This window comes from Streptomyces sp. ADI95-17, from assembly GCF_003846175.1.
Classification (GTDB): domain Bacteria; phylum Actinomycetota; class Actinomycetes; order Streptomycetales; family Streptomycetaceae; genus Streptomyces; species Streptomyces sanglieri.
Genome location: NZ_ML123047.1, coordinates 111,651 through 135,334 on the forward strand (window position 1 = coordinate 111,651; position 23,684 = coordinate 135,334).

Consider the following 23,684-nt stretch of genomic DNA (forward strand, 5'->3'; position numbering starts at 1 on the left):
TGAGCGATCGTGAACGGGGTGATTCGGGTGTGTGGGTGGGGTTGGCGGGTCGGCCCCGGTGTCAGCCCGCGCGCAGCGCCATCGTCATCGCCTCCACCGCGAGCAGCGGCGCCACGTTGCGGTCCAGCGCCCGGCGGCAGGCGATCACCGCCTCTATCCGGCGCAGGGTGCGCTCGGGTGTGGAGGAGCGGGCGATGCGGTCGAGCGCGTCCTCGGCGTCCGCGTTGGCGATGGCGATCCGCGAGCCCAGCTGGATGGCCAGGACGTCGCGGTAGAAGCCGGTCAGATCGGTGAGCGCCAGATCCAGGCTGTCGCGCTGGGTACGCGTCTTGCGGCGCTTCTGCCGGTCCTCCAGCTCCTTCATCACGCCCGCGGTACCCCGCGGCAGCCGTCCCCCGGCGACGGCGCCGAGCGCGGCCTTCATCTCCTCCGTCTCCTTGACGTCGACCTCCTCGGAGACCTGCTTGGCGTCGTCGGTGGCGGTGTCGATCAGCTCCTGGGCGGCCTTGAGGCAGCCCCCGATGTCCTCGACCCGCAGCGGGAGCTTGAGCACGGCGGCGCGGCGCGAGCGGGCCCGCTCGTCGGTGGCGAGGCGGCGGGCCCTGCCGATGTGGCCCTGCGTGGCCCGGGCGGCGGAGGCGGCCCGCTCCGGGTCGATGCCGTCACGCCTGATCAGGACATCGGCGACCGCGTCGACCGGGGGCGTGCGCAGCGTGAGGTGGCGGCAGCGGGAGCGGATGGTGGGCAGCACGTCTTCGAGGGAGGGCGCGCAGAGCAGCCACACCGTGCGGGGCGCGGGCTCCTCGACCGCCTTCAGCAGTACGTTCCCCGCGCCTTCGGTGAGCCGGTCGGCGTCCTCCAGGACGATGACCTGCCAGCGGCCGACGGCCGGGGAGAGCTGGGCGCGGCGGACCAGCTCGCGGGTCTCCTTCACACCGATGGAGAGCAGGTCCGTACGGACCACCTCTACGTCGGCGTGCGTACCGATGAGGCTGGTGTGGCAGCCGTCGCAGAAGCCGCAGCCGGGTGCTCCGCCCAGGGCTCGGTCGGGGCTGGTGCACTGGAGGGCGGCGGCGAAGGCCCGGGCGGCGGTGGAACGGCCGGAGCCCGGGGGGCCCGTGAACAGCCAGGCGTGGGTCATCTTCGACCCCGGCGGGACCGATTCCCCCGCCGAATGGGCGGTGACCAGCGCATCGGCGTCCCGGGCGGCGGCACCGAGCTGCTCCTGCACCCGGTCCTGGCCGACCAGGTCGTCCCATACGGTCATGGGTCACCGCCCTCCTGCTCGTCGCTGCTTGTTGCTACCGGCTTGTCGCTACCGGCTCGTTGCCTGCCGGTGGCTGTCTGTGAGCCGCTGCCTGTCGGTCCGGCTTCCCCGATCCGGTTCCCATTGTGGGGGACGGGTCTGACAATCCCGGCAACAAGGCGTCCCGGCTCCGGAACCGGCCACCGGAGCCGGCCACCGGAACGGGAAGCCCCGCCCCGGCGGCCGGCGCGGATCAGCGGCGCGGGCGGCGTCCCCGGCCCGAGCGGCCCTGGCCCCCGTCGTCCTGCTGGTCGCGGTGGTCGCCCAGCAGCTCGTCCGCCAGCGTCGGCAGATCGTCCAGCGGGGTCTCCTCGGCCCAGTCGGGACGAGGGCGCCGGCCGGAGCGCTCCTGGTGCTCCGAATGCTGCCGGCCCTCCCAGCCGCCGACCTGCGGAAGCTCACGGGTGCGCTCGTTCTCGCCCTCCGGAGCGGAGCCCGCCGGGCGCTCGTCGCGGAACATGCCCCGCGGAATCCGGTCCGCCGGATCCGTGTCCCGTACCGGAGGAAGCACCGTCGTCTCGTCGGCGGCACCCGCCGCACCGGAGCCGCCGGACCGGCCGGAGCCGCCCGGACGGTCGTGGATCTTGGGGATCATCGCCGTCTCGGCCTCGTCCGAGGAGGGAGAGGACGACGACGCGGACGAGGACGAGCCGTCCGGCGCGGGCACCTGCTGCGTCACGTCGTTCGGGTTGACGATCGGCGTCGGCACCGTGATCTCGTTCTCCGGCACGGACGCCGCCGCGGCGGCCTCCGCCCGGGCCTTCTCCGCCGCCGCGGCGGCCTCGGCCTCGGCACGCCGACGGGCCTCCTCGGCCCGCAGCAGTGCTTCCTCGGCCTTGCGCTGCTTCTCCAGCCGCAGGGCCTCGGCCTCCTTGCGCAGCCGCGCCTCCTCCTCGGCCTGCCTGCGCAGCCTGGCCTGCTCGGCCTCGCGGGCCGCCTCCTCGGCCTCCCGCCGGACCCGCTCCTCCTCGGCCACCCGGCGCGCTTCCTCGGCCCGCTGCCGGGCCTCTTCCGCCTGGCGTTCGGCCTCGCGACGACGCGCTTCCTCCAGCTCGCGGGCCTTGCGCTCCTCCTCCTCGGCACGGAGCTTGGCGAGCTGTTCCTGCCGCTCGCGCTCCAGCCGCTCCTCCTCGGCCTTGCGGGCGGCCTCTTCCTCGGCCTTGCGCCTGGCCTCCTCCTCGGCGGCCTTGCGCGCCTCCTCCTGGGCCTTGATCTCGGCCTCGGAGAGGGGCAGGAGCTGGTCCAGCCGGTGACGTACGACCGTGGTGATCGACTCCGGGTCCTGGCCCGCGTCCACGACCAGGTAACGGGTCGAGTCGGCGGCAGCCAGGGTCAGGAAGCCGGACCGTACCCGGGCGTGGAACTCCGGCGGCTCGGACTCCAGCCGGTCGGGGGCCTCGGTGAACCGTTCCCGCGCGGTCTCCGGGTCGACGTCCAGCAGCACCGTCAGATGCGGTACGAGCCCGCTCGTCGCCCAGCGCGAGATCCGGGCGATCTCGGTCGCGGAGAGGTCACGGCCCGCACCCTGGTAGGCGACGGACGAGTCGATGTAACGGTCGGAGATGACGATCGCGCCGCGCTCCAGCGCGGGGCGGACGACCGAGTCGACGTGCTCGGCGCGGTCGGCGGCGTACAGCAGCGCCTCGGCCCGGTTGGACAGCCCGGCCGACGAGACGTCGAGCAGGATCGAGCGCAGCCGCTTGCCGACCGGTGTCGCGCCCGGCTCGCGGGTGACGACGACCTCGTGGCCCTTGGCGCGGATCCAGTCGGCGAGCGCCTCGACCTGGGTGGACTTGCCCGCGCCGTCGCCGCCCTCCAGGGCGATGAAGAAACCGGTCGCGGCGGGGGCGACCACCGGGTCGCCGCCGCGCAGCGCCTCGCGCAGATCGCGGCGCAGCGGTACTCCGGAACGGTCGTCCGTCCTGGCCAGGACGATCACGGCGACCGGCAGCAGCAGCGCGCCGATCAGCATCAGGGCGAAGGCCGCCCCGCCGTGCTCGAAGACGAAGTCGCCCGAGCCCAGCCGGTGGGCGCCGATCCCGGCGGCCAGCAGCGGGCCCCCGAGCGCGCCGAGCGCGATGAGGACCCGTACGACGGCCTGGAGGTGCTCGGTGGTCCTGGCCCGGCGGAACTCCTCGGTCTCCTGGTCGACCAGGACATGACCGGTGTTGGCGGCGACGCCCGCGGCGTATCCCGCCAGCACCGCGATCATCAGCACGGTCGCCGTGTCCGGCACCAGGCCCATGGCGAGCAGCGCGATACCGGTGACGGCGGTGGCCAGCGAGAGCAGCCGGCGCCGCGAAAGGGTCGGCAGCACCTTCCCCGCGGTCCGGATGCCGACGCCGGTGGCGCCGGTCAGGCCGAGGACCAGCAGGGCGAAGGTGGCCGGTCCGCCGCCCAGGTCGGCGGCGTGCAGCACCGACACGGCGGCGGCCGCGGCGATGGCCCCGGCGACCGCGGCCGACGCGCCGACGACCAGCGGGACGGATCCGGTGCGGCCCTTGTCGGGTCCGCCGCCGGCCGACGGGCGCCGCAGGCCCTCCAGCGGCGAGCGCGGGCGCGGGGTCTGCGTACCTGGAAGTTCCAGGAAGTACAGGGTGGAGATCGACGCCGAGAACAGCCCGGCCGCGACGTACGAGCCGAGGGCCGCCTGGTGGATCGAGAACCATTCCAGGCCCGAGCCCAGCAGGTTGCCGACGAGGGTGGCGATCAGCAGGGCGACCGCCGCGGCCGGGATCGCGGCGAAGTCGGTACGTACGGAGAGCCGGCGCAGTGCGTCGAGGTGGTCGGGCAGCGGGCGCACCGCGGCGCCCTCGGGGGGCGGGGCGGGCAGCAGCGCGGGGGCGGCACCGTCCTTGGCGACCGTCCACAGGCGCTCGGCCGCGCCGGTGACGAAGACGGTGATCAGGATCATCATGAGTGCCCGGTCGGGCATCCAGTCGATCCACAGGGGCGCGACGACCAGCAGCGCCAGCCGCAGCCCGTCCGTCCCGATCATCAGCCACCGCCGGTCCAGCGGTCCGCCGGGTGCGGTGAGCGTCGTCAGCGGCCCCAGGAGTACGGCTCCGAAGAGCAGGGTGGCAAGGATCCGGGCACCGAACACCGCGGCGACGGCAAAGGCCGCACCTCGGTACCCGGTTCCGAATGAGCCCTCAAGGACCGCCGCTTGCAGCGACATCAGCACCAGCACGAGAAGGGCGAGTGCATCGCCGGTACTGCCGACGAGCTGCGCGCTCCACAACCGCTTCAGCGGGGGAACACGCAACAGTGCTCGTACGGCGCGCTCGCGTGAGTCTGCGGCAAGTGTGTCGGAGGTGGGGCTCACGACCGTTGGCTGCTCGGCTCGCGTCATCCGCCCAGCCTATCCGGAGCCGTGGGGTCCCCGGAGGCCCCGTCCGAACATATGGGCGCCCGCCCCCTCCCGGCGCTACCCTGCCGTCCGCCGGAGCCCCGGCCACGAGCCACCCGCCCGCAGCCACTCGCCCACGTACACCCAGGTACGCGCGAACGCCGGAGGGGGCCGGAATCGCCCGGCCCCCTCCGGCGTGCTCGACGCATGCGGTCGACGCGTACGGTCAGTCCTCCGCGGACGCCGCGGTCGTCGTCTTCTTCGCGGCCGTCGCCTTCTTGGCGGCGGTCGTGGTCTTCTTCGCGGTCGTCGTCTTCTTCGCCGCGGTCTTCTTGGCGGTCGCCGTGGTCTTCTTGGCGGCCGTCTTCTTCGCGGTCGCCTTCTTGGCCGGGGCCTTCTTCGCCGTCTTCTTCTTGGCGGGTCCCTTGGCACGCTTCTCGGCGAGCAGCTCGTAGCCGCGCTCCGGCGTGATGTCCTCGACGCTGTCGGCGGTCCGCAGCGTCGCGTTGGTCTCGCCGTCGGTGACGTAGGCGCCGAAGCGACCGTCCTTGACCACGACCGGGGCCCCGCTCACCGGGTCCGTGCCCAGCTCCTTCAGCGGCGGCTTGGCCGCTGCCCGGCCGCGCTGCTTGGGCTGGGCGTAGATCGCGAGGGCCTCTTCGAGCGTGATGTCGAAGAGCTGGTCCTCGGAGGTGAGCGAACGCGAGTCCGTGCCCTTCTTCAGGTACGGGCCGTAGCGGCCGTTCTGCGCGGTGATCTCGACGCCCTCGGCGTCCTCGCCGACGACCCGCGGCAGCGACATCAGCTTGAGCGCGTCGGCCAGCGTCACCGTGTCCAGGGACATGGTCTTGAAGAGCGAGGCGGTCCGCGGCTTCACCGCGTTCTTGCCGGTCTTCGGGGTGCCCTCGGGCAGCACCTCGGTGACGTACGGGCCGTAGCGCCCGTCCTTGGCGATGATCTGGTTCCCGGAGACCGGGTCCGCGCCGAGCTCGAAGTCGCCGCTCGGCTTGGCCAGCAGCTCCTCCGCGTACTCGACGGACAGTTCGTCGGGCGCCAGGTCCTCCGGCACGTCCGCGCGCTGGTGGCCCTCGGCGTCCTTCTCACCGCGCTCGATGTACGGGCCGTAGCGGCCGACCCGGAGCTTGATGTCGTTGCCGACGGGGAACGAGGAGATCTCGCGGGCGTCGATCGCGCCGAGGTCGGTGACGAGTTCCTTCAGACCGCCGAGGTGATCGCCATCGCCGTTGCCCGCGTCGGAGGCCGCCCCCGCTCCGGCCGTGTCGCCGGCGCCCGCACCGAAGTAGAAGCGCTTCAGCCACGGCACGGACTGGGCCTCACCGCGTGCGATGCGGTCGAGGTCGTCCTCCATCTTCGCGGTGAAGTCGTAGTCGACGAGCCGGCCGAAGTGCTTCTCCAGCAGGTTGACCACGGCGAAGGAGAGGAACGACGGGACGAGCGCCGTGCCCTTCTTGAAGACGTAGCCGCGGTCCAGGATCGTGCCGATGATCGACGCGTACGTCGACGGGCGGCCGATCTCGCGCTCTTCCAGCTCCTTGACCAGCGAGGCCTCGGTGTACCGGGCCGGCGGCTTGGTGGCGTGGCCGTCGACCGAGATCTCCTCGGCGGACAGCGCGTCGCCCTCGGCGACCTGCGGCAGACGCCGCTCGCGGTCGTCCAACTCGGCGTTCGGGTCGTCGGCGCCCTCGACGTACGCCTTCATGAAGCCGTGGAAGGTGATCGTCTTGCCGGATGCGGAGAACTCGGCGTCCCGGCCGTCGCTCGCCCGGCCGCCGATCTTGACGGTGACCGAGTTGCCGACCGCGTCCTTCATCTGGGAGGCGACGGTCCGCTTCCAGATCAGCTCGTAGAGCCGGAACTGGTCACCGGTGAGGCCGGTCTCGGCGGGGGTGCGGAAGCGGTCGCCGGAGGGGCGGATCGCCTCGTGCGCCTCCTGCGCGTTCTTGACCTTCCCGGCGTACGTGCGCGGCTTGTCCGGCAGGTAGTCGGCGCCGTAGAGCTGGGTGACCTGCGCCCGGGCCGCGGAGACCGCGGTGTCCGAGAGGGTCGTGGAGTCGGTACGCATATAGGTGATGAAGCCGTTCTCGTACAGCTTCTGCGCGACCTGCATGGTGGCCTTGGCCCCGAAGCCCAGCTTGCGGCTCGCCTCCTGCTGGAGGGTCGTCGTACGGAAGGGGGCGTACGGGGAGCGGCGGTACGGCTTCGACTCGACGGACCGGACGGCGAACGAGGAGTCGGCGAGCGCGGCGGCCAGGGCGCGGGCGTTCGTCTCGTCCAGGTGCAGTGTCTGGCCGGAGGCGGACTTCAGCTGCCCGTCCGGACCGAAGTCACGGCCCTGGGCGATGCGCCGGCCGTCGACCGCGCTGAGGCGGGCGGTGAGGTTCGACGGGTCGGAGGCGTCACCGGTGCGGCCGGTGGCGAAGGTGCCGGTGAGGTCCCAGTACTCGGCGGAGCGGAAGGCGATGCGCTCGCGCTCGCGCTCGACGACGAGCCGGGTCGCCACGGACTGGACACGGCCGGCCGACAGGCGCGGCATGACCTTCTTCCACAGGACCGGCGAGACCTCGTAGCCGTAGAGGCGGTCGAGGATACGGCGGGTCTCCTGGGCGTCGACCATGCGCTGGTTGAGCTCGCGCGGGTTGGCGACGGCCGCCCGGATCGCGTCCTTGGTGATCTCGTGGAAGACCATCCGGTGGACCGGGACCTTGGGCTTCAGGACTTCCTGCAGGTGCCACGCGATGGCTTCGCCCTCGCGGTCCTCATCGGTGGCGAGGAAGAGTTCGTCGGACTCGGCCAGCAGCTGCTTGAGCTTCCTGACCTGCGCCTTCTTGTCCGCGTTGACGACATAGACGGGCTGGAAGTCATGCTCGACGTCGACGCCGAGCCGACGGACCTCGCCGGTGTACTCGTCCGGAACCTCTGCGGCGCCGTTCGGCAGGTCGCGGATGTGCCCGACGCTCGCCTCGACGACGTATCCGGGGCCGAGGTAGCCCTTGATCGTCTTCGCCTTGGCAGGCGACTCGACGATGACGAGTCGGCGGCCGCCCTGTGCGGTCTCGCTGGTCGGGGACAACTTCGCTCTTCTCTCCGGTCGACGCTCGGTGGGCATCCGGGCAGCGCGATGACGCTGCCGAAGGTGCTGTCGCTGCGGAGTGTGACGGTACAACCCGCCCCCGTGTCAAACGGCAAAAGCCCGCAACGGCCACTCGAACGGTAACCCGACTTCCGCCATTCCTGCCGCCCGGACCGCCCGGTCCGCCGTGTGCACGGTCGCTGCCTGCGGGTTTCCGGGGTGCTGTGGCGGCGCTGCGGGCGTCGGCAGCGGGCCGCGTACGGTCCGGGCGTGTTCCCCGCCACTGTCCGCCGTGCGCCGCCGGTTTCCCGGCAGAGCCGGTGGGCCGGTGGGCCGGTGGGCCGGGCCGGGCCGGGCCTGCGGGCGGCGGATCGGGCAGGCCCTGTGCGCGGTGGAGCGGGCCGGGCCCATGAGCCACGGATCTGACCGGGCCTGTGAGCAGTGGATCAGATACGGGTGAAGCACCACACACCGAGGACGAGAAAAAGTACGCCGAACACAGTGGCGAGCGCGGCGGAGGCGACGGGGCTCACGCCGTGCGCCACCGGCGCGCGGTGCAGCACACGCGCCCCCGTCCACAGCAGCAGCGCGGCACCGAACAGCGCGAACGCCGATCCGGCGAAGATCGCAGGTCCGCTCTCCATGCCGTACGCCTCCCTCTCCCTGCCCGGGCCGGGGCGTGTGCCGTCCGGCCAGGGGGAGGCTGCCACCCCAGGGCATCGACCATGCGAACCCCGGGTGAATGGCCGGTTCCGCCCGCCTCTCGGCGACGCCGCCCGGAGCCCATCGAGGATCCGGCAGAGCCCCCATCGGGGTTCCGGCAGAGTCCTGCCGGGGTTCTGCCAGGGCTCCGCTCAGGGTTCCGGCCGGGTTCCGGCCCGGTGCCGGCCGGTTCCGGCCCGGTGCCGGCCGGTTCCGGCCCGGTGCCGCCAAGGCTCCGCCGGGACTCCGTCCGGCGTCCCATCCGGAATCCGCCCCCTCCTCGGCGCACCGCCGGCGGCGAGCCCGAATCCGCTGCTCGCGGGGCCTCTCCTTACCTACGGCGGTACGTGCCCGAACGGAACGGGAACGGAGACCTGGACGGGGCTGGACCGGGTTGGACGGCCAATCGGACCTGCAATCGGGCCGGCCAATCGGGCGCGCGGAGGCAAGCGACCGGGCGAGCGCTCAGCCCGCCGGAGGAACCGGCTCCAGGAAGCCCTCCTCGACCAGCAGCCGGATCGCCTGCGGCGTCCGGTCGCGCAGCAGCACCGGGTCCTCGTTCATCAACTGGGCGATCGCGTCCAGGATCCGGCCCGCGGGAAGCGTTCCGTCGCACACCCCCGCGAAGCCGGCGCCCACGGCATCGACCTTCGTCGCGCGCCGCATGCCCCGGTGCTGACGGAGCACCACGTGTTCCGGATCCTCCGCGCCGGGCAGGCCGACCTGCTCCTGCACCACCTCGGCGGCCAGGGTGAAGTGCCCGGCCAGGAGCGCCGCGTCGTCCTGCTCGCGGAGGTAGTCCTGACGGGCGAAGTGGGCCTCGACGGCCGGTCCGAGCGGCTGCTCCACCGCGTGCGGCCACTCCTCGATCACGACCGACGGATTGCCCGCGGCGGCTGCGGCGGACTTGCGCAGGGTGATCCAGCCGAAGCCGACGCCCTTGGTCTTGCGGGCCTCGAACTCGTCCAGCCAGGCGTCGTACCGCGCGGCGTACTCGGCGGAGTCCGTGCGGTGGTCGCCGCTGTCGCGCAGCCACAGCTCCGCGTACTGCGTGACGTCCTGGACCTCGCGCTGCACGATCCAGGCGTCGCAGCCGAACGGAACCCAGGCGCTCAGCCGGCTCTGCCAGTCCTCGCCCTCGACGTGCTGCCAGTTGGCGAGGAAGTGGGCGTATCCGCCCTCGTTCAGCCGGTCGCCCGTCTGCTGCACCAGGGTCCGGCACAGGTCGTCACCGCCCATGCCGCCGTCGCGGTAGGTGAGCCGGGCACCGGGCGAGATGACGAACGGGGGGTTGGAGACGATCAGGTCGTACGTCTCGGTGCCGACCGGTTCGTACAACGAGCCCTGGCGCAGCTCGGCCGGGGCGACTCCGGACAGCGCGAGGGTCAGCCGGGTGAAGTCCAGCGCGCGCGGGTTGAGGTCGGTGGCCGTGACCCGGGAGGCGTGCTGCGAGGCGTGCAGCGCCTGAATGCCGGAGCCGGTGCCGACATCCAGCGCGGAAGCGACAGGCGTACGGACGGTGATCCCGGCGAGCGTGGTGGAAGCCCCTCCGACACCCAGGACCACGCCTTCCTCGCGCGAGCCGATGCCGCCCGCGCCACCGACGGCGCAGCCCAGGTCGGAGACGATGTACCAGTCCTGTCCCTCGGGCCCGCTGTACGGCCGTACGTCGACCGTGGCCCGCACCTCGTCGCCGACGCGGGTCACCCAGCCGTCCTCGGCGCACTCGGCCAGCGGGAGCGCGGCGGCGGCCCGCTCGTACGGCACCGGCTGCTGGAGCAGGAAGAGCCGCACCAGCGTGTCGAGCGGGGCGTCGCCCCGGGTGGCACGGAGCGCCGGGACCGTCTCGCTGCGGGCGAGCGCGGCGTAGGCGGGGGCACCGAGCAGGTCGAGGAGCCCGTCCGCGGTGAAGGCGGCGGCGAGCAGGGCTTCGCGGAGCCGGGGCGAACGGTCGGGCACGGGGAGGCTGGTCGTACTCACCCACCCATTGTGGCCGCTCCCACCGACAACGGCAGCGGCCCGGCGCCCATCGGGGCGGCCGGGCCGCTGTACGACAGATGTCGTGCCACCGGCAGGCACCAACAGCCGCGCATCACCAGGGCCGCCGTCGCTGCCGTCCGGTCACGCCTTCTTGCTGGGCGAGGCGGACGGTGCCTCGGACGGCTCCGTGGAGGCCTTCGGCGGCGTCGAGGCCGTCGGCTTCTGGCAGCCCTTCTGCTTGGCCATCGCGGTGCCGACCTCGCCGGACTGAAGCTTCTTCAGCGCCTCGTCACCACTGGTGCTGATCTTGTTCAGCTCGTCCGCGATGCCCTTGAGACCGTCGGCGAACTTCGCCTGGTCCTTCGTCTCCAGCGCGTCGACCTTCTTCTGCAGGTTCCCGTACGCCGCGGAGGAGGCGTTGAGTTCCTTCACGGCCTCCTTGTGCGTGGCCTCACCGCCGTCGACCGGCGGCGCACCCGCGGAGTCGACGGCCGTGCCCAGTGCCTTGTACGCCTGCGAGATCTGCTGGAAGGCGGCCGAGTCGGTCTTCTGGACGTCGGCGGGCTTGCTGTTGTCCGCGGTCTGCTGCTGGATGGCGGCGTTGGCGTTCGCGATCTTCTGAAGCTGGGGCTGGACCTGGTCGCAGACCTTCTTCGCCCAGTCGTTCACCTTGTCGCTGTTGTCGTCGCTGCTGCAGCCCGACAGCGTAAGTACCAGTACCGCACCGCCGGACAGTGCGGCCGCAAGCTTCTTGTTCACCGGATCGGTCCCTTCCAAGGCTCTCGGCCCCGGAACTTACACGGCGAGCGCCCTCCGCCCGGGCGCCGGGCGTCCGATGAGTAGCCTTTTGCAGCCATTTGCACCAAGGGAAATGAGGGAGATGCCACTCACCCGCACAGCCCTCACCGCTCGGGAACACACGCACGAACAAACACCCGGACGGCTTACGGATCGACCGCCGACGGGCACCCGCGCGAAAATGTGAGCGGGCGGACGACACATCAGAATGCGTCGCCCGCCCGGTTATTGAGCGGGACCGGTTACGTGCCACCGCCCGTCCACCGAGCCGGGGACGGACTACGGATCACCGCCCGGCCCCGGCCCCGGCCACTGGTTCACGAAACGGCTGCTTGGCCCGGCGACTTGGCCGGCGCGTCCCCGCCTCCGTCCCCGTCGCCGGGATCCTCGTCGCCCACGGCGATTCCGCGCCGCTTGGATACGTAGACCGCGCCGACGATGACCGCGACGGCGAGCACCGCCACCACCGCGCGCACTCCGGCGCTCGCGTCCTGCCCGTAGCTGAACTGCACCACCGCCGGGGCGATGAGCAGGGCTACCAGGTTCATCACCTTGAGCAAGGGGTTGATCGCCGGCCCGGCCGTGTCCTTGAAGGGGTCGCCGACCGTGTCGCCGATGACGGTCGCGGCATGGGCCTCGCTGCCCTTGCCGCCGTAGTGACCGTCCTCGACGAGCTTCTTGGCGTTGTCCCACGCGCCGCCGGAGTTGGCGAGGAAGACCGCCATCAGGGTGCCGGTCCCGATGGCACCCGCGAGATAGGAGCCGAGCGCTCCGACGCCGAGCGTGAACCCGACGGCGATCGGCGCCAGGACGGCCAGCAGACCGGGCGTGGCGAGCTCACGCAGGGCGTCCTTGGTGCAGATGTCGACGACGCGCCCGTACTCCGGCTTCTCGCTGTAGTCCATGATCCCGGGATGCTCGCGGAACTGCCGCCGCACCTCGTAGACCACGGCCCCGGCGGACCGCGACACCGCGTTGATCGCCAGCCCGGAGAAGAGGAAGACGACCGCGGCACCGAGGATCAGGCCCACCAGGTTGTTGGGCTGCGAGATGTCCAGACTGAGCGTCATCTCGCCGGCCTTGGCGCCCACGTCATCGACCGCCGTGGCGATCGCGTCGCGGTACGAACCGAAGAGCGCCGACGCCGCCAGCACGGCGGTGGCGATGGCGATGCCCTTGGTGATGGCCTTGGTCGTGTTGCCGACGGCGTCCAGGTCGGTGAGGACCTGCGCGCCGGCGCCCGTGACATCACCGGACATCTCGGCGATGCCCTGCGCGTTGTCCGAGACCGGGCCGAAGGTGTCCATGGCGACAATGACACCGACGGTGGTGAGCAGCCCGGTCCCCGCCAGGGCCACCGCGAAGAGCGCCAGCATGATCGACGTACCGCCGAGCAGGAACGCCCCGTAGACTCCCAGACCGATCAGCAGCGCCGTGTAGACGGCGGACTCCAGACCGATGGAGATGCCCGCGAGCACGACGGTGGCCGGGCCGGTCAGCGAGGACTTGCCGATGTCCCTGACGGGGCGCCTGCTCGTCTCGGTGAAGTACCCGGTCAGCTGCTGGATCAGGGCGGCCAGCACGATACCGATGGCGACGGCCACCAGGGCGAAGATCCGCGGGTCGCCACCGTGCGAGGTGATGGCGCTGTCGGTCACACCGTCCAGATCCGCGTACGAGGACGGCAGGTAGACGAACACGCCCACGGCCACCAGCACCAGCGAGATCACCGCGGAGATGAAGAATCCGCGGTTGATCGCGGTCATTCCGCTGCGGTCGGTGCGCCGGGGGGCGACCGCGAAGATGCCGATCATCGCGGTGACCACGCCGATCGCCGGAACGATCAGCGGAAAGGCCAGTCCGGCATCGCCGAAGGCGGCCTTGCCGAGGATGAGCGCGGCGACGAGTGTCACGGCGTACGACTCGAAGAGGTCGGCCGCCATTCCGGCGCAGTCACCGACGTTGTCGCCCACGTTGTCGGCGATGGTGGCGGCGTTGCGCGGATCGTCCTCCGGGATGCCCTGCTCGACCTTGCCGACGAGGTCGGCGCCGACGTCCGCGGCCTTGGTGAAGATGCCACCGCCGACCCTCATGAACATGGCGATCAGCGCGGCCCCGAGCCCGAAGCCCTCCAGCACCTTCGGGGCGTCGGCGGCATAGACGAGCACGACACAGGACGCGCCGAGCAGGCCGAGGCCCACGGTGATCATCCCGACCACGCCACCGGTACGAAAAGCGATCTTCATCGCTTTGTGCGAAACAGCGGTGAGATCCTTTTCCGGCTCGCCTTCCGCGGGAGTCGCCTCACGCGCAGCCGCAGCCACACGGACATTGCTGCGCACCGCGAGCCGCATCCCGATGTATCCGGTGGCCGCCGAGAAAAGCGCACCCACCAGGAAGAACAACGAACGGCCCGCTCGCTGCGACCAGTTGTCGGCCGGTAGCAGCAGAAGCAGGAAGAAGACCACGACGGCAAAGATGCCGACGGTGCGCAACTGCCGGGCCAGATAGGCATTCGCGCCTTCCTGGACGGCGGCCGCGATCTCCTTCATGCGGTCGGTGCCCTCGCCGGCCGCCAGCACCTGACGCACCAGCAGTCTGGCGACGACCAGGGCGGCGACGGCCACCACTGCGACGACGATCACGATGACACGGTTGTCATCGGTGAGAACGGCGGCCGCCAGAGAAGTGGACCGGCCGGCAGGTGCGGAAAATGCGGAATCTTGCGCGGGTCCTGCCAGTGGGGTGTTGAAGAACTCCGCCATACGTCCTCCTTGACGCTCAGCGCTCAAGACGTGGACGGATTGTAGGGAGCGGGAGCTGATCAAAACAGTGCGCCGTAAATGTAATTGACCTCCACCCTTCGATCGATAAATGATCGCCCTCTCGGAGAGGCCCGAATGCAGTAATGGGGCAGGCACATTTTCCGTAGATCATCGATCACGCATAAATGAAAAAAGGCCCTGCTCAGCAGGGCCTCGAAACATGGATCAAGAAATGGGCCGGAGAAACCGGGGAACAGGTTCGACCGGGCCGGGGCAGGCGGACCGGGGCGGGCGGCTCGGGCGGCGGACCGCCCGAGGCATGCGGCGCCCGGGATGTCTCAGGGGAGCAGCGTCATGGCAGCACGGTCGCGGGCGTCTTCGGCCAGCTCATGCGGATCACGCCGCCCTTGGCTCCCGATCTGACTTCCACATCATCGACGAGGCCGCTGATGACCGCGAGACCCATCTCGTCCTCGCCGTCGGCGTCGCTCTCGTGATCCGGCACATCGAGTCCCGCGCCGGGCGTGGCGCCGCGTGTCGCGGAGGCTCCGACCGGTCCTCCGAGGGCGGGATCGTCCCCGGGGCCGGGCACCTCGTCGGCGACCTCGACGGAGAAGGACTTCTCCTCCTCGATCAGGGCGACGGAGACCGGTGCGGTGATGCCATGGCTGCGGTGCAGCCCGACAGCGCGGCTGCAGGCTTCACCGACGGCGAGTCTGACCTCGTCGAGCACGGCTTCATCGACCCCTGCCCGGCGCGCCACGGCGGCCGCCACGAGGCGGGCCGTCCTGACGTGTTCGGGCTGGGCGCTGAAGCGGAGTTCAACGGTGGCCATGTGATCCCCCTCAGACGTACGGGCGTGCATCCCAGGGGCCCGGGCGCGCTGCCCGGCGTCCCTGCTCTTCTTCCAGATCCGGCGTGGAACCACCGGCACCGACGGGCCGACGGACTCCCGTCCGGCAGCCGGACCGCCCGCGAGCGGTCCGATCACCGAGCGACCGATCGCCGCACGGACGGAACGGACCGAACCGCACCGCGCGAACGGCCTCGGCCGACAGCCCGTCGAACGACGGACCCCCGACCAGCCGCGAACGGGCCGCGCCGACCGGCCGACTCCTCGACCGACCGTCCGGCCACCCGGTCGGCAGCCCGACCGTGCGATCGGCCTGCCTCACGGCAGTCGGCAGCCGGCCGTCGGGCACGCCCGCGTCGCACCGGCCGCCTGGCGGGCCACCGGTGCGCCGACTGCGTGCCGATCCGGCCTGCAGACCGACCTCGGACCGACTGTCAGTCGGTAGTCGGTCTGACAGTCAGGTCGGTCGTCAGTCGGTGGCCGCAACGGCCTCGTCGACCGTGGTGTGAATCGGGAACACCTTGGTCAGGCCGGTGATCCGGAAGATCTTGAGAATGCGCTCCTGGTTGCAGACCAGGCGCAGCGAGCCCTCATGGGCCCGGACACGCTTCAAGCCACCCACGAGCACGCCGAGGCCGGTGGAGTCGAGGAAATCGACGCCTTCCATGTCGACAACCAGGTGGTAGCTGCCGTCATTCACCAACTCGACCAACTGCTCGCGCAGCTTGGGCGCGGTATACACATCAATCTCGCCACCGACCTCGACGACCGTACGGTCGCCACCAGGGCCGGACACATTGCGAGTCGACAAGGACAGGTCCACGGATCCTCCAGCACCTTGCTATCGAGCGGTCGCCCCTCGGTCTCCCCGGCGGAGCCAGGGAACGGATCGCCAGCCGCGATGGCATTCAATCACTTACCAGCAGCCATGCACGACGCCTTGGGACCATTGTCCGTCCTGCCAGTGACACACTCGGTGCCGATGGCCAAGAATCACCGCCCCAGTCGACCACCCGGGAACAGCGACACCAGCCACTCTCCCGCCATGGTCCTCGACCGGCTCGCCGCAGTGGCGGGCCGGTCCGCGCGCATCACTCATACGGAGCACTTGCCCCCGCGTGCGGGAACCCATGCCATCTGGCCCGATCGCATCCGGCCGGAAGTTGTCGCCGCGATCCAGAAGGCCGGAATCGAACATCCGTGGGCGCACCAGTCGGCCGCCGCCGAGCACGCCCTGGACGGCGAATCCGTGGTCATCGCCACCGGCACCGCGTCCGGCAAGTCTCTCGCCTACCTCGCCCCGGTCCTCAGCGCCCTGCTCGACGGCTCCGAGGCCCCGAACGGCCGTGGGGCCACCGCCCTGTACCTGGCGCCCACCAAGGCCCTGGCGGCCGACCAGAGGCGTGCCGTGAAGCAGCTCGCGGCGCCGCTCGGCAACGCCATCAGGCCCGCGGTCTACGACGGTGACACCCCGGTCGAGGAACGCGAGTGGGTGCGCCAGTACGCCAACTACGTCCTGACCAACCCCGACATGCTGCACCGCGGGATACTCCCGTCCCACCCCCGCTGGTCCTCCTTCCTGCGCGCCCTGCGCTTCGTCGTCATCGACGAGTGCCACACCTACCGCGGCGTCTTCGGCTCCCACGTCGCCCAGGTCGTACGCCGGCTCCGCCGCCTGTGCGCCCGTTACGGCGCCGACCCGGTCTTCCTCCTCGCCTCCGCCACTGCGGCGGAACCCTCCGTCGCGGCCGGCCGCCTCACTGGCCTCCCGGTCAAGGAGGTCGCCGACGACTCCTCGCCGCGCGGCGAGCTGGTCTTCGCGCTGTGGGAGCCGCCCCTGACCGAACTGCACGGCGAGAAGGGCGCCCCCGTCCGCCGCACCGCCACCGCCGAGACCGCCGACCTCCTCACCGATCTCACCGTCCAGGGCGTCCGCTCGGTCGCCTTCGTGCGTTCCCGGCGTGGCGCCGAGCTGATCTCCGTCATCGCGAAGGAGCGCCTCGCCGAGGTGGACCGCTCGCTGCCGGCCCGGGTCGCCGCCTACCGCGGGGGCTACCTCCCCGAGGAACGCCGAGCCCTGGAGCGCGCCCTGCATTCCGGGGAACTGCTCGGACTGGCCGCCACCACCGCCCTCGAACTCGGCATCGACGTCTCCGGCCTGGATGCCGTCGTCATCGCCGGCTACCCTGGTACCAGGGCGTCGCTGTGGCAGCAGGCGGGCCGCGCCGGGCGCTCCGGCCAGGGCGCCCTGGCCGTCCTGGTGGCCCGCGACGACCCGCTGGACACCTTTCTCGTCCACCATCCCGAGGCGCTGTTCCAGCAGCCCGTGGAGTCGACCGTCCTGGATCCGGACAATCCGTACGTCCTCGCCCCCCATCTGTGCGCCGCCGCCGCGGAGCTCCCCCTCACCGCGCCCGACCTGGAGCTGTTCGGCCCGGCCGTGGCGGAACTGCTGCCGCAGCTGGAGGCCGCGAAGCTGCTCCGCAAGCGGGCATCGGGCTGGCACTGGACCCGCCGCGAGCGTGCCGCCGATCTCACCGACATCCGCGGCGAGGGCGGCCGCCCCGTCCAGATCGTCGAGGAGGGCACTGGCCGGCTGCTGGGCACCGTCGACGATGCGGCCGCGCACACCGCCGTCCACGAGGGTGCCGTCCACCTCCATCAGGGCCGCACCTACCTGGTCCGGAAACTGGACCTGGAGGATTCGGTGGCCCTGGTCGAGGAAGCCGTCCCGCCGTACTCGACCACCGCCCGCGACACCACCTCCATCGCCGTCCTGGAGACCGACACCGAGATCCCGTGGGGCGACGGGCGGCTCTGCTACGGCTCCGTGGAGGTCACCAGCCAGGTCGTCTCCTTCCTGCGCCGAAGGCTGATCACCGGCGAGGTCCTCGGCGAGACCAAACTGGACCTGCCGCCCCGCACTCTGCGTACCCGCGCCGTCTGGTGGACGGTCACCGAGGACCAGCTCGACGCCGCCCGTATCAACCCGGAGATCCTGGGCGGCGCCCTGCACGCCGCGGAGCACGCGTCGATCGGGATGCTGCCGCTCTTCGCCACCTGCGACCGGTGGGACATCGGTGGCGTCGCCGTACCCCTGCACCCGGACACCCTGCTGCCCACGGTCTTCGTGTACGACGGCCACCCGGGCGGTGCCGGATTCGCCGAACGGGCCTTCCACACCGCCCGTGCCTGGCTGACCGCGACCCGCCAGGCGATCGCGTCCTGCGAGTGCGAGGCCGGCTGCCCGTCCTGTGTCCAGTCCCCCAAGTGCGGCAACGGCAACGAACCCCTGCACAAGCGCGGCGCCGTACGGCTCCTCACCGAACTCCTCCGATACGCACCCCCGCCTCCCGGGGAACCGAGCTCTGCGCAGCCGCCGGACCCGGACCCGGAGCCGGCCCCGGAGGGAGGGGCTGGGGCGGAGGCAACGGCTCCGGAGAGCCCGGAGCGGCCGCCGGAGGACCGGCCCGGGACCTGACTGCCGGTTCGTACGGCCCGAAACTCACCCGGGCCGTCACATCGGCGATCTCCCCGCTCACCGCACACCGGACCACCACGGCTCCCTGGGCCGCGGCCACCTTCCCAGCGGCCCCACATGCCTCCCCAGGGCCTTGCAGGGCCCGGTCGGCCGCGGCCAGGGCCGCCAGGTCCGCCGCACCGCCCGCCCTGTGCCGGACGGCCACCACCTGCCCGAGGGCCAGCACGACCGCGAACACCGCGCACAACGTGGCCGTGGTCATGGCCACCCACACCGTGGCCAGCCCCCTGTCCCCGTCCCCGCCGCTGCCGCTGTCCCTGCCCAGCCACGCGAGGACAGCCGCACGCCGTCCCCCGCCAGTGCTGCCGGCCCCGCCGGTCCCGCTCATTGCGTCACCCCCACCGTGTCCTCGCCCACCGTGTCCTCGGCCATTGCCGCCGCCTCCGCGTGAAGCGTCAGGGACAGCGGGCCCGGCCCCGGTATCGGCGCCGCCACCCGTACCCGCCACAGCTCCCCGGTCCGTTCCATCGCGACTTCGGCCCCGCCGGGTGCCGCCGAACGAGTCACCTCCAGCACCTGCGCCTCCGGCTCGGAGCGGGCTGCCGCCCTCGCCCCGGCCCTCGCCGCGTCCACGCAGCGGATCTGGGCGGAGGCGGCCATCAGCGCCCAGACCAGCGCCAGGGCGAAGATCGCCAGCACCGGAACCGCCATGGCCGCTTCCGCGGTCACCGCGCCGCGATCCGACGCCCGGGCGCCTGGTCCCCCGTCCGCGGTACGGAAACGGCCTCCGGCGCACGCTCCGGGACCGCTCTCAGAACTTCGCATCGAGCGCGTCCTTCAGCAATGACTGCAATGCGGACATGACCGGCTGGCTGGTGACCACCTTGTAGAGCACCGCCGCGAACGCACAGGCCGCGATCGTCCCCACCGCATATTCGGATGTCGTCATTCCGCTGTCCTGCCGGACCCGACGAGCCATGCCCCGCACCCAGGTCCTGATTCGCTGCACCATTCCGACCCCCGCCATTTCTTAATTCATACTGAATGGATATTTACTTACTTGTTTCGGTCAAGCGGTCTTAAGCAGTCCGGTCGCCAGACCGATCACCACGGGTGCCACTCCGACCGCCAGGAAGGCGGGCAGAAAGCAGAGCCCGACCGGACCGGTGATCAGAACGCCCGCCCGTTGGGCGCGGGCCACGGCGGCACTCGCACGTTCGGCCCGCATCGCCTCGGCCAGCCGTGCGACCGGCTCCGCCGCCGGAGCCCCGGTCGACCCCGCCCGTTCCAGACACCGGGCCAGCGCGCTCGCACCCGGCATATCCCCGAACCGCCCCCAGGCCGCCGCAGGTTCACCACCGAGACGGATCTCCGCGGCTGTCCGTGCCAGACACCTGCCGACCGGCCCGCCGAGCGACTCCCCCACCGCCTCGGCCGCCTCCCGGGGCCCGGCTCCGGCTGAGATACAGGCCGCCAACAGATCGGCAGCCAACGGGAGCTGGTGTGCGGCCTCCGCCATCTCCGCGAGCCCTGCCCCTTGTTCGGGTCTGCGTCGGCCCCGCTGCCACCGCCAAGCGCCGTACGCTCCCGCCAGCCCCGCCAAGAACCCCGGCAGGCCGCCGATCAGGACCCAGCCCACCGCCACGACGCCGAGCGGCGCGATCCACTCCTTCACCCGGGCAGCGAACGCCGTACGTCCGCGCCCACCCCTGCGCCCGCGCCGGCGTTCCGGCCCGCCCATCGCCAGCAGTGCCGCGCCCCGGCGGCGTACCGCCCGCCTACGTCCGAGCCCTGCCAGGGCAAATGCCGGACAAGCGACCGCACCCAGTACCGCGCACACTGCCGCCACCCGATGAGCGGCTTCGCCGGCGACCCCGCTCATGCCGCCTCCCCCGCCCGTACGATCCGGGCCGCCCAGCAGAGCCCGGCCGCCTCCAGCAGTCCGCCCGTCACCAGACAGGTCAGCCCGGCCGGGGTGTGCAGCAACACCCGCAGCGGATCGGCCCCGAGCGCCGCGCCCAGCCCCAGGCCCAACACCGGAAGCAGCGCCAGCACAGCCACCGTCGACCAGGCGCCCGCCAGTTGGGCCCGCAACTCCTCCCGTCTGCGCCGCTCGGCCCGCAACGCGCCCTCCAGGCGGTCCAGACCCGCCGCGAGCCCGGCCCCGCCGTCGACCGCCACCCGCCAGCAGGCCGCCACCCCGGCGAGCCCGTCCAGCCCCGGCTCCCGCGCCGCCTGCGTCAGCGCCCCCGGCACATCGCCACCGAACCGCGCCGCGGCGATCACACCGGCCTCGGCCGCCCCCATCACCGCGGTGCCACGCAGAGCGACCAGCAACGCCTGCCCGGGTTCGTGTCCGGCCCGCAGCTCGCCCACGACCGCACCGCACAGCGCCACCACCCCGGCCGCCCGTCGCTCCCGCTCCTTGCCCAGGGCCCGCCCGCACAGCCACCTCCGCACCAGCGGCACGGCCGCCGCCCCGGCCAGCAGCGGCAGCACCGACTCCCCCAGCACGGCGACGAGCAGCGCCACCGGGACGCACAGCCACTCCCGCCGCTCCCCCGACCACTTCCGCAGCCACACCCCGGCCTGCTCCGAGCGCGCCCGCAGCGACGGCCGGACCGCCCCGTCGACGAACAGCACCCGGGCCCTCCGCCGCCCGTGGTCCTGCGCCGCAGCCAGCCAGGCGGCCACCCCGGCACACAGGGCCACCGCACAACTCACGCCGGCCGACAGCCCCATCGGCGCACCACCGGTCACAGCGCACCCCCGATCAGCGACCGCAGCCGCTCCCAGCCCCGCTCCCGTACGAATCCGTCGGCGCCCCAGCGCAGCGCGGGTACGGTCACCACCAGCCCTGCCGCGTCCCGCTCCAGAACCTGCACCTCGGCGATCCGCCGCTGCCCGGCCCGGTCCCGTACGAGATGGACCACCACCGACAGCGCGGCCGCCAACTGGCTGTGCAGCGCCGTCCGGTCCAGCCCCGCCGCCGTCCCCAGGGCCTCAAGACGGGCCGGTACGTGCTCGGCCGCATTGGCGTGAACCGTCCCGCAGCCGCCCTCATGGCCGGTGTTCAGCGCGGCCAGGAGCTCGGTGACCTCGGCGCCGCGCACTTCTCCGACCACCAGCCGGTCGGGCCGCATCCGCAGCGCCTGCCGCACCAGGTCCCGGAGGGTCACCCGGCCCGCACCCTCCTGGTTGGCAGGACGCGACTCCAGGCGCACCACATGCGGATGGTCCGGCCGTAACTCCGCCGAGTCCTCGGCGAGCACGATGCGCTCCCGCTCCCCGACCGCACCCAGCAGACTCGACAGAAGCGTCGTCTTCCCGGCACCCGTACCTCCGCTGATCAGGTACGAGACCCGGGCCTCCACCAGAGCCCGCAGCACCCGGTCACCGCCCGGTGGCACCGTCCCCGCAGTGACCAGCTCCGCCAGTGAGAAGGCCCTGGGCCGAACCACCCGCAACGACAGGCACGTCGAGCCCACGGACACCGGGGGAAGCACGGCATGCATTCGGGTGCCGTCCGGCAGCCTCGCGTCCACCCAGGGGCGGGCGTCGTCCAGCCGCCGCCCCGCCACGGCGGCCAGCCGCTGCGCCAGCCTGCGCACCGCTGCGGCGTCCGTGAAGGTCACCCCGGTGAGTTCGAGGCCCCTGCCCCGGTCCACCCACACCCGGTCCGGCGCGGAGACCAGCACATCCGTGACCCCAGGATCGGCGAGCAGGGGCTCCAGAACACCAATCCCGACCAGCTCGCCGCGCAACTCGGCGGCCGCACCGAGCACTTCGGCGTCCCCGAGAAGCCGCCCCTGGGCCCGCAGCGCGGCCGCGACCCCGGCCGGTGTCGGCGCGGTGCCGCTCTGCGCGAGCCGCTGCCGTACGGCATCGAGCAGCGTCTCCGTCATGACGCACCCCCACCGGTGCGTCCCCCCGCTCCCTCCGGGGCGAGCGCCCGTTCCCAGAACGCCGCGCAGAACCTGGCCAGCGGACCGCGCGCACTGCCGCCCGGGGGTGCACCGTCGTCCTGAGCGGCCAGCAGCCCGGCGTCGAGCGGGAGTTCACCGGCGAGCGGCAGCCTCAGTGCCTGTGCCACCCACCGCTCGTCGAGGCCCGCCGCGTACGGCCCGCGGGACACGACTCGCAGGTCGCCCAGGATCATCCCGGCCATCGACGCCACACGCTTGGCCGCCGCGACCGCGCGAAGCTCCCCCGGGACCACCAGCAGTCCGAGGTCCAGCTGCGCGAGCGCCTCGGCCACCGATTCGTCGACCCTGCGCGGCAGATCGACGACCACCACCCCGCCGAGCCTGCGTGCGGCGGCCAGCACGGCCTGTATGGCCTGCGGCGGGATGACCACCCAGTCGTCGCGGCCCCAGCTGAGCACCCGCAGCCCGTGCAGCGCCGGCAGTGACTCCTCCAGCGCACCCCCGCCGACCCGCCCCTTAGAATGGGCGAAATCCGGCCATCGCATTCCCTCGGCCCGTTCACCCCCGAGCAGCACGTCGATGCCTCCGCCGAGCGGATCGCCGTCGATCAGCATGGTCCGCCGCCCCGCCCTGGCCGCCGTCACCGCGAGGGCACAGGCCAGCGTGGACGCGCCCGAGCCGCCCCGGCCGCCGATCACCCCCACAGTGAGCGCCGGCCGGCCCACCCCCTCCGCCGCATTGGCGATCTGGTCGACGAGCCAGCCCTCCGCATCGGGCAGCCTCAGCACATATTCGGCCCCGATCTCCACGGCCCGGCGCCAGACATCCGGTGTGTCCTGGTCCCGGCCGACGAGCATCACACCCCGCCTGCGCACCGCTCCTCGGCATCGCCGGGCGGCATCGTCGCCCACGAGAACCATCGGCGCCTGTTCCCAGCCGCCCCTGTTTTCGGGCGGCGAGTGATGAACTTCCGGTTCCGCTCCGGCGGCGGCACACAGCCGCAGCAGATCGTCGAGCAGTTCCACATCCTCGGTCACGATCAGCGGTCCGCCCCGCCGCCCTCCGGCGGCGGGCAGAGGATCCCGTGCGATGGACTCGGCCACGATCTCCGCCCCCTTCTCACTGCACCTTCATCGCGGTTCGCGGTGATCTCGGAGTGTTCCGGGATCGGCGATTCCACAACCCGCGGACTTCGCGGCTGGAATCACCGTGCAGCGCTTCGGAAAATCGTGTGGATCTTGCTCGAAAACTGTGGACAACTCCACCGTTGTGAATATCTCCGTCGCTCATACCGGCGACTTCCGGAGTGCAGCACTTCCGCTACGCACCGTGACGAGTCATGGTGGTGGGGGACGGAACGAGAAGCGAGCCGTCGCGATCGAAATGGGGGCGGAATGCTTGATTCCGAACGACAGAAACGCGTCCGGACATGC

The 23,684-nt window shown here is 72.1% G+C and carries 16 protein-coding genes and 1 pseudogene; 1 reads left to right on the forward strand and 16 read right to left on the reverse strand.

All coding sequences use genetic code 11. The features are described 5' to 3' along the window. Positions 1-61: 61 nt before the first annotated feature. The 9 genes from EES42_RS19410 to EES42_RS19455 form a co-directional block, all read right to left on the reverse strand. Positions 62-1,267 (reverse strand): DNA polymerase III subunit delta', encoded by a 1,206-nt coding sequence (locus EES42_RS19410; protein ID WP_124719533.1) that lies wholly within the window; start codon positions 1,265-1,267, stop codon positions 62-64. Positions 1,268-1,499: 232 nt separating this feature from the next. Continuing rightward, positions 1,500-4,658, reverse strand: a complete 3,159-nt coding sequence (gene tmk / locus EES42_RS19415; RefSeq protein WP_124719534.1) for a dTMP kinase — start codon at positions 4,656-4,658, stop codon at positions 1,500-1,502. Positions 4,659-4,881: 223 nt separating this feature from the next. Next, positions 4,882-7,746: a type I DNA topoisomerase gene (topA, locus tag EES42_RS19420; RefSeq protein ID WP_124719535.1), complete on the reverse strand. Its 2,865-nt coding sequence runs from the start codon at positions 7,744-7,746 to the stop codon at positions 4,882-4,884. A gap of 446 nt (positions 7,747-8,192) precedes the next feature. After that, on the reverse strand, positions 8,193-8,390 hold the full coding sequence (locus EES42_RS19430) for a hypothetical protein (RefSeq protein WP_124719537.1): 198 nt from the start codon (positions 8,388-8,390) through the stop codon (positions 8,193-8,195). Between the two features lie 523 nt (positions 8,391-8,913). Next, on the reverse strand, positions 8,914-10,428 hold the full coding sequence (locus tag EES42_RS19435; protein WP_124719538.1) for a N5-glutamine methyltransferase family protein: 1,515 nt from the start codon (positions 10,426-10,428) through the stop codon (positions 8,914-8,916). 141 nt (positions 10,429-10,569) lie between these two features. Beyond that, the gene (locus EES42_RS19440; RefSeq protein WP_124719539.1) at positions 10,570-11,187 is read right to left on the reverse strand and encodes a prolipoprotein diacylglyceryl transferase; all 618 of its coding nucleotides are present in this window, start codon (positions 11,185-11,187) and stop codon (positions 10,570-10,572) included. A 356-nt stretch (positions 11,188-11,543) separates the two neighbouring features. Then, the gene (locus tag EES42_RS19445) at positions 11,544-13,991 is read right to left on the reverse strand and encodes a sodium-translocating pyrophosphatase (RefSeq protein ID WP_124719540.1); all 2,448 of its coding nucleotides are present in this window, start codon (positions 13,989-13,991) and stop codon (positions 11,544-11,546) included. 352 nt (positions 13,992-14,343) lie between these two features. Continuing rightward, the gene (locus EES42_RS19450) at positions 14,344-14,826 is read right to left on the reverse strand and encodes an ATP-binding protein (protein WP_124719541.1); all 483 of its coding nucleotides are present in this window, start codon (positions 14,824-14,826) and stop codon (positions 14,344-14,346) included. Between the two features lie 487 nt (positions 14,827-15,313). After that, a complete protein-coding gene (locus EES42_RS19455; RefSeq protein WP_003967428.1) occupies positions 15,314-15,667 on the reverse strand; it encodes an STAS domain-containing protein in 354 nt (117 codons plus the stop codon). A gap of 78 nt (positions 15,668-15,745) precedes the next feature. On the opposite strand from EES42_RS19455, the gene EES42_RS19460 reads away from it, so the two are divergent. Next, positions 15,746-18,325, forward strand: coding sequence for a DEAD/DEAH box helicase (locus EES42_RS19460; RefSeq protein WP_241196472.1), 2,580 nt, complete (start codon positions 15,746-15,748; stop codon positions 18,323-18,325). 40 nt (positions 18,326-18,365) lie between these two features. Here the strand turns inward: EES42_RS19460 and EES42_RS47605 are convergent. From EES42_RS47605 to ssd, 7 genes and pseudogenes are all read right to left on the reverse strand, one after another. Then, a pseudogene (locus EES42_RS47605) lies at positions 18,366-18,713 on the reverse strand (Rv3654c family TadE-like protein); the annotation flags it as partial. Continuing rightward, a complete protein-coding gene (locus EES42_RS19470; RefSeq protein ID WP_124719542.1) occupies positions 18,710-19,150 on the reverse strand; it encodes a TadE family type IV pilus minor pilin in 441 nt (146 codons plus the stop codon). The gene EES42_RS19470 and the pseudogene EES42_RS47605, both read right to left, overlap by 4 nt. Next, on the reverse strand, positions 19,137-19,337 hold the full coding sequence (locus EES42_RS19475; RefSeq protein WP_124720133.1) for a DUF4244 domain-containing protein: 201 nt from the start codon (positions 19,335-19,337) through the stop codon (positions 19,137-19,139). Before EES42_RS19475 ends, EES42_RS19470 begins: the two co-directional genes overlap by 14 nt. Positions 19,338-19,394: 57 nt before the next feature. Next, a complete protein-coding gene (locus tag EES42_RS19480) occupies positions 19,395-20,207 on the reverse strand; it encodes a type II secretion system F family protein (protein ID WP_124719543.1) in 813 nt (270 codons plus the stop codon). Next, positions 20,204-21,067, reverse strand: a complete 864-nt coding sequence (locus tag EES42_RS19485) for a type II secretion system F family protein (RefSeq protein ID WP_124719544.1) — start codon at positions 21,065-21,067, stop codon at positions 20,204-20,206. The genes EES42_RS19480 and EES42_RS19485 overlap by 4 nt, the downstream gene beginning before the upstream one ends. A 14-nt stretch (positions 21,068-21,081) precedes the next feature. Continuing rightward, on the reverse strand, positions 21,082-22,230 hold the full coding sequence (locus tag EES42_RS19490) for a TadA family conjugal transfer-associated ATPase (protein ID WP_124719545.1): 1,149 nt from the start codon (positions 22,228-22,230) through the stop codon (positions 21,082-21,084). Beyond that, on the reverse strand, positions 22,227-23,288 hold the full coding sequence (gene ssd, locus EES42_RS19495) for a septum site-determining protein Ssd (protein ID WP_241196525.1): 1,062 nt from the start codon (positions 23,286-23,288) through the stop codon (positions 22,227-22,229). Before ssd ends, EES42_RS19490 begins: the two co-directional genes overlap by 4 nt. Positions 23,289-23,684: the final 396 nt, after the last annotated feature.